At 29.5% G+C, this 5,084-nt stretch carries 7 protein-coding genes; all 7 read left to right on the top strand.

Annotated features, from left to right (window positions below):
* A partial coding sequence (locus ABID29_RS12095; RefSeq protein ID WP_354366381.1) for a winged helix-turn-helix domain-containing protein occupies positions 1-298 on the top strand: 298 nt, incomplete at its 5' end.
* A 3-nt stretch (positions 299-301) separates the two neighbouring features.
* The gene (locus ABID29_RS12100; RefSeq protein WP_354366383.1) at positions 302-1,210 is read left to right on the top strand and encodes a sensor histidine kinase; all 909 of its coding nucleotides are present in this window, start codon (positions 302-304) and stop codon (positions 1,208-1,210) included.
* A gap of 119 nt (positions 1,211-1,329) precedes the next feature.
* On the top strand, positions 1,330-2,097 hold the full coding sequence (locus ABID29_RS12105) for an ABC transporter permease (RefSeq protein WP_354366385.1): 768 nt from the start codon (positions 1,330-1,332) through the stop codon (positions 2,095-2,097).
* 126 nt (positions 2,098-2,223) lie between these two features.
* Positions 2,224-2,559 (top strand): DUF5301 domain-containing protein, encoded by a 336-nt coding sequence (locus tag ABID29_RS12110; RefSeq protein WP_354366387.1) that lies wholly within the window; start codon positions 2,224-2,226, stop codon positions 2,557-2,559.
* Positions 2,560-2,610: 51 nt separating this feature from the next.
* Positions 2,611-3,534 carry an ABC transporter ATP-binding protein gene (locus ABID29_RS12115; protein WP_354366389.1) on the top strand — a complete coding sequence of 308 codons (924 nt, stop codon included), beginning with the start codon at positions 2,611-2,613 and terminating at the stop codon, positions 3,532-3,534.
* Entirely contained in the window at positions 3,527-4,258 is a 732-nt protein-coding gene (locus ABID29_RS12120) for an ABC transporter permease (protein WP_354366391.1), read from the top strand. The genes ABID29_RS12115 and ABID29_RS12120 overlap by 8 nt, the downstream gene beginning before the upstream one ends.
* A complete protein-coding gene (locus tag ABID29_RS12125; protein ID WP_435533167.1) occupies positions 4,252-4,989 on the top strand; it encodes an ABC transporter permease in 738 nt (245 codons plus the stop codon). The genes ABID29_RS12120 and ABID29_RS12125 overlap by 7 nt, the downstream gene beginning before the upstream one ends.
* Positions 4,990-5,084 lie beyond the last annotated feature (95 nt).

A 5,084-nucleotide genomic window follows, 5' to 3' on the forward strand; every position in this document is an offset into this window, starting at 1 on the left:
TCAAAAACCACACAGTGATTCTTTCATCTTGATTGTTTTCAAGACAGAAATCACTGCGTGGTTTTATTTTGAAACTAGTTTTTGCCCGGCCTCATATTTTCTCGCATCTAACAAAGGGAGAATTTTTACAAAAAAACAAATATATACGAATGTTTGGGAAGAAGATTATCTTTTTGATGATAGTAATATCATGTCCTTTATAAGTAAACTCCGAAAAAAAATAGAACCTAACCCTGAAGAACCGACCTATATTTTGACAGTAAGAGGCGTGGGTTACCGTTTTAGTAAGGGGGAATGATGTATGGATATAAAAAATATCATAATCTTGATACTTTTATGTGTGATCCTATATTTAGTAAAAAAGATCACGCATATAAAAAAGGAAATAGATAGGATTAGGGAGGTACTTGTTGATATCAAACATGGTGATTACAATCGTAGAATTTTAATTAAGAAAAATGATACTACAGAAAAAATTTGCCACGATATAAATGAGATAACACTACAAAGTCAAAATAAACTAATAGAGCAAAAACAGTCGGAGCAGGCATATAAATCACTCATGACAAGTTTATCTCATGATGTAAAAACTCCTTTAGCATCTATGGTTGGGTATTTGGAAGCAGTTCAAGAAGGACTTGTTACAGGTGATGAAAAAGATGACTATATAAAAGTTTCTTTAAGTAAAGCACATTACTTAAAGGATTTTGTAGAAAAACTTTTTGATTGGGTAAAATTGGATTCAGGAGAATGGAAGTTTTCTTTTGCGGATAAGGATTTGAACGAATTAACAAGAAATGTCATAAGTGATTGGATTCCTGTTTTTGAAGAAAAACATATAAGCTATGAAATTGAAATTCCGGAACAGGAATGTAATATAAGGATAGATGAAAATGCTTATTTTAGAAGTTTAAACAATATTATAAACAATATTATTGTTCATAGTAATTGTGATAGAGTACATTTGAAATTAGAAGAATCGGATACAAAAGTTATTTTGACGATTTTAGATAATGGAGATGGTATAAGTGAAAAGGACTTACCATATATATTTGACAGAATGTATCAGGCAGATAGTTCAAGATTAAGAAAAGGTTCAGGTCTTGGATTATCAATCTCCAAAGAATTATTGCGAGTAAATAATGCTAAAATAAGCGTAAGTAGTGTGCCAAATATAAAAACTGTTTTTACTGTAGAGTTTGCAATGTAAATAGCTGATTTAGGAAGCCTCTTAGGGGGCTTTTTTTATTGAAGCAAGATAAAAACAAGAGTGTCGCAAGATTATGGCAAGGTTAATCATTTACAATATTTATTCTAAGGAGGTGCGATATGTTCTTGATAAAAGCTGAAATAAAAAAATGGAAGAGAAGTAAAATTTTGATAGGTATTATTATACTAACTGTTATCTTGAATTTGTTTGCAATTGAAAGAGCATTTTCAATTTCAAGAGAAAGTCCTATCATGGATAGTTTTGGAGACTTATATTGTTTAGCGTTTAAGAATATAACTTTTGTGTTCTTGCCAATCGTAATTGGAATGATTTCTACAATGTTATTTTTTGACGAAAGGAAGAATGACACGTTAAAGAATGTACTAATAACTTCGGTTAGTAGATTTGAAGTATTTTTTGCGAAATTTATTTTGATAGAATTACTGACTATATTTTTGATGGTATTAACATATATGTCATCAGTTTTGGGTGCAGTATTAAGTGCCGGATTCGTAGATTTTAATTTAATTACATTGAAAGATGCCACTATTTTATATGTAGTAGCAGCTTTGTTAATTCCGATTGCAATGCTTCCAGTGATTTACATTGCTACTTTTTCTAAGGGTTATATTTTATCGATTTCTATGTGCTTGATTTATGTAGGCGCCTCGATATTTGGTGCATCAACTTTAATACCTATACATCCACTTGCAAGTTTATTAGGAGTCTATCAAAATGTATCATCTGCTGCTAAAGAAATGGTAGAAAATAGTGTTGGAGGATATCCGCTAAATGCATCACCGTTTAGTTGTTTATCTTTTATTGCAATAATCGGAATTCTATTTTTTCTACTCGGTATAAAATCCATGAAAAAACAAAATTATTAGACTAATTTGTAAAAAATATTATTTTTAGATAGAGGTGTGAGAGAATGAAAAAATATACTGTAATAATACTAATTGTAATTTGTTTTTTAGCTTTAACGGCATGCGGAAATAAAAAAAGAAATAGTGTTGCCCGAAGTTGAAAATATAACAGAAGTAGAAATTATTGAAAATACTTCTGAAATCTTTAAGATAATTAGTGATAAAGAGGAAATATCAAAACTGATTAGTGATATAAAAGATAATTCAGAAAATGATAATACGGAAAGTGTAAACGACCAACCTACGAATGTTGATAGCTATATCATAATAAAATTCTATCACAAAGATGAGGGGAAAAATCCAAGTGTAGCATATTTATATAAGGAAAAAGGTAACTGTTATATTGAACAGCCCTATACTGGGATTTGGAAATTAAAACAGGGAATTTTTAATAATATTAGTGATTTGATTAGCAAAAAATAATATGTAATAGAGTGCAGAAAATGATGTTACAAAATAAGGAGAAAAAGTGAAATGAAAAATTATATTATCGAAACAAAGAATTTGACAAAGGTTTATGGAGAACAAATGGTTGTCAATTCTGTAAATTTACACATTGAAAAAGGTTCTATATATGGGTTGTTAGGGAGAAATGGAGCAGGAAAAACAACCATTATGAAGATGATATTGGGTCTTACGGATATTTCGAATGGTGAAGTAAGTGTTTTCAATCAAAACATAAAAGGTAACGAGAAAAAGATTTATCCAAGAATTGGTGCAATTATTGAAACACCCGGATTTTATCCTAATCTTACAGGGACAGAAAATTTGGAAATATTTGCAATGTTAAGAGGAACGGCTTTTCCTAATGCAGTTAAAAATGCTTTAGAAGTAGTTGGTCTGCCATATAAAGATAAAAAACTTTTTGGGAATTATTCTTTAGGAATGAAACAAAGACTGGGAATAGCTAATGCAATTTTACATGATCCTGAGGTTTTAATCTTAGATGAACCAACAAATGGATTAGATCCAATAGGAATAGCAGAAGTTAGAAGCTTTATAAAAGATTTAAGTGTAAAAAAAGGAAAGACGATTTTAATTTCCAGTCATATTCTATCTGAAATAACACTCCTTGCTGATACAGTGGGCATTATAGATAAAGGAGTTTTGTTAGAAGAAAACAGTATGGAAGAATTAAATAAGAAAAATAGAAAGTATACTATTTTGGAAGTATCAGATGTATCAAAATCTGCCACTATTTTGGAAAAAGAATTTGGAATAACAAATTATTCCGTTGAAGATAATAATCATATAAGGATATATAGTCATGGATTAGATATGGCAAAAATTAACAAGTTGTTGGTTATGAATGAAATATCAGTGATTTCATCACAAACATGTAATGATTCTTTGGAGGATTACTTTAAGAAAATAACCGGAGGAGAGGGAATTGCTTAATTTAGTTAAAGTAGAGTTTCTTAAATTAAAAAGGAAAAAGGTTGTTTTGATGATGTTTCTGGCAACACTCCTAATGCCATTACTTGCCACTATATACTTTGGGAATATAGACCTTTCAGACAATGTAATGAAATATTTCAAATGGACAATATTTAGTTATAATTTATGGCTGATTTTGCCAATAATATTAGGAATATTTTCTACAATGATTGTGTCGGCAGAGTATGAGAATGATACTTTTAAAGCATTATGGATTGTTCCGGTACAAAAGACGAAATTTTTGATTAGCAAATTTGTAATTGTGCTTATTTACACTTTAGTATTTATGAGTCTGTCAATTCTATTTACGCTTCTTTTTGGGAAAATTATTCATAATATAGAGATAGATTATTCTTTGTTTGCTTTTCTTATTAGAAAGTGTTTTGAGATTAGTGGACTTTTAGCAGTTTCTATGCTGCCTATTTTATCTGTCGCATTTTTGACAAAAAAATATATTTTACCTATTTGTTTGACGATTGTTTATGCTTTTTCAGGGTTTGTAATTTTGATGGTTAATATGTATGTGCATCCATTATCAAGCTCTACAGCAATTGTTTTGAGGGATGTCCCGGGAATAATATTAAATCAGGATATAAATATATTTTATTCTCTTCTTTGCATAGGGATATGGGTAGTTGGATTTTCAATAGTTACAAAATTATTATTGAAGAGTAGAGGATGGTAATGAAGACACTTTTATTTGCTGAATATAAAAAACTTTACAGGTCAAAATTGATGTTTTTGCTTGTATTTGCACTTATAATGACATTAGGGATTGTATTTCTTCAAGGACAATTTTCATTTGATGGCAAAAAGTATATAGACACATTTGGATGGTATTTTTTACAGGTTCAGTCCTTAACAACATATTTTGTATTGCCAAGTCTGATAGCGTTATTTGGAGGATATATTATTTGTCGTGAGGAACAAGAAGATGTACTTAAATCATTGAAGTTAATACCGATAGATGAAAAAAATATGATAACTGCCAAAATGATAATTACTCTATTGGGTAGCATTTTTATTTATCTAATATTGTTTATGGTATCTTTAATTATAGAAACGGTATTGCATTTACACGCAGTAAATATGAGTGAAGTAGTTCACTATTTTGTTGTATATGTATTAACTGGAATAGGCGTTTTTATGGTAATATCTCCAATTATTGCACTTATTGGACTTGTTAAAAGGAGCTACTGGATAGCTCTGATTATCGCTGAGATATACTCTTTTGTGGGAATATTTTTTGCCTCAAAGGAAATTTTAAGAGCCATTTATCCAATATCATCTGTGTTTATTTTGTCAGGAGCGTATGAAACATCAGCGATAGAAATTATGATTAGTATAATTGTAAATACTTTTTGCTGTTTAATAGCGTATAAGATATTAAATAAAATAAGTATTAGTAAAAAGTAATGAAAGTTCTAAAATGAAGTTAGCCACTTAAAGTGCATGAAAAAAACACCTCTATGTTATACTTGTAGTCGACGAAAACACAAGAACAGGACATA

Origin of the sequence: Streptococcus rupicaprae (assembly GCF_040545225.1) — a bacterium.
Lineage (GTDB): Bacteria > Bacillota > Bacilli > Lactobacillales > Streptococcaceae > Streptococcus > Streptococcus rupicaprae.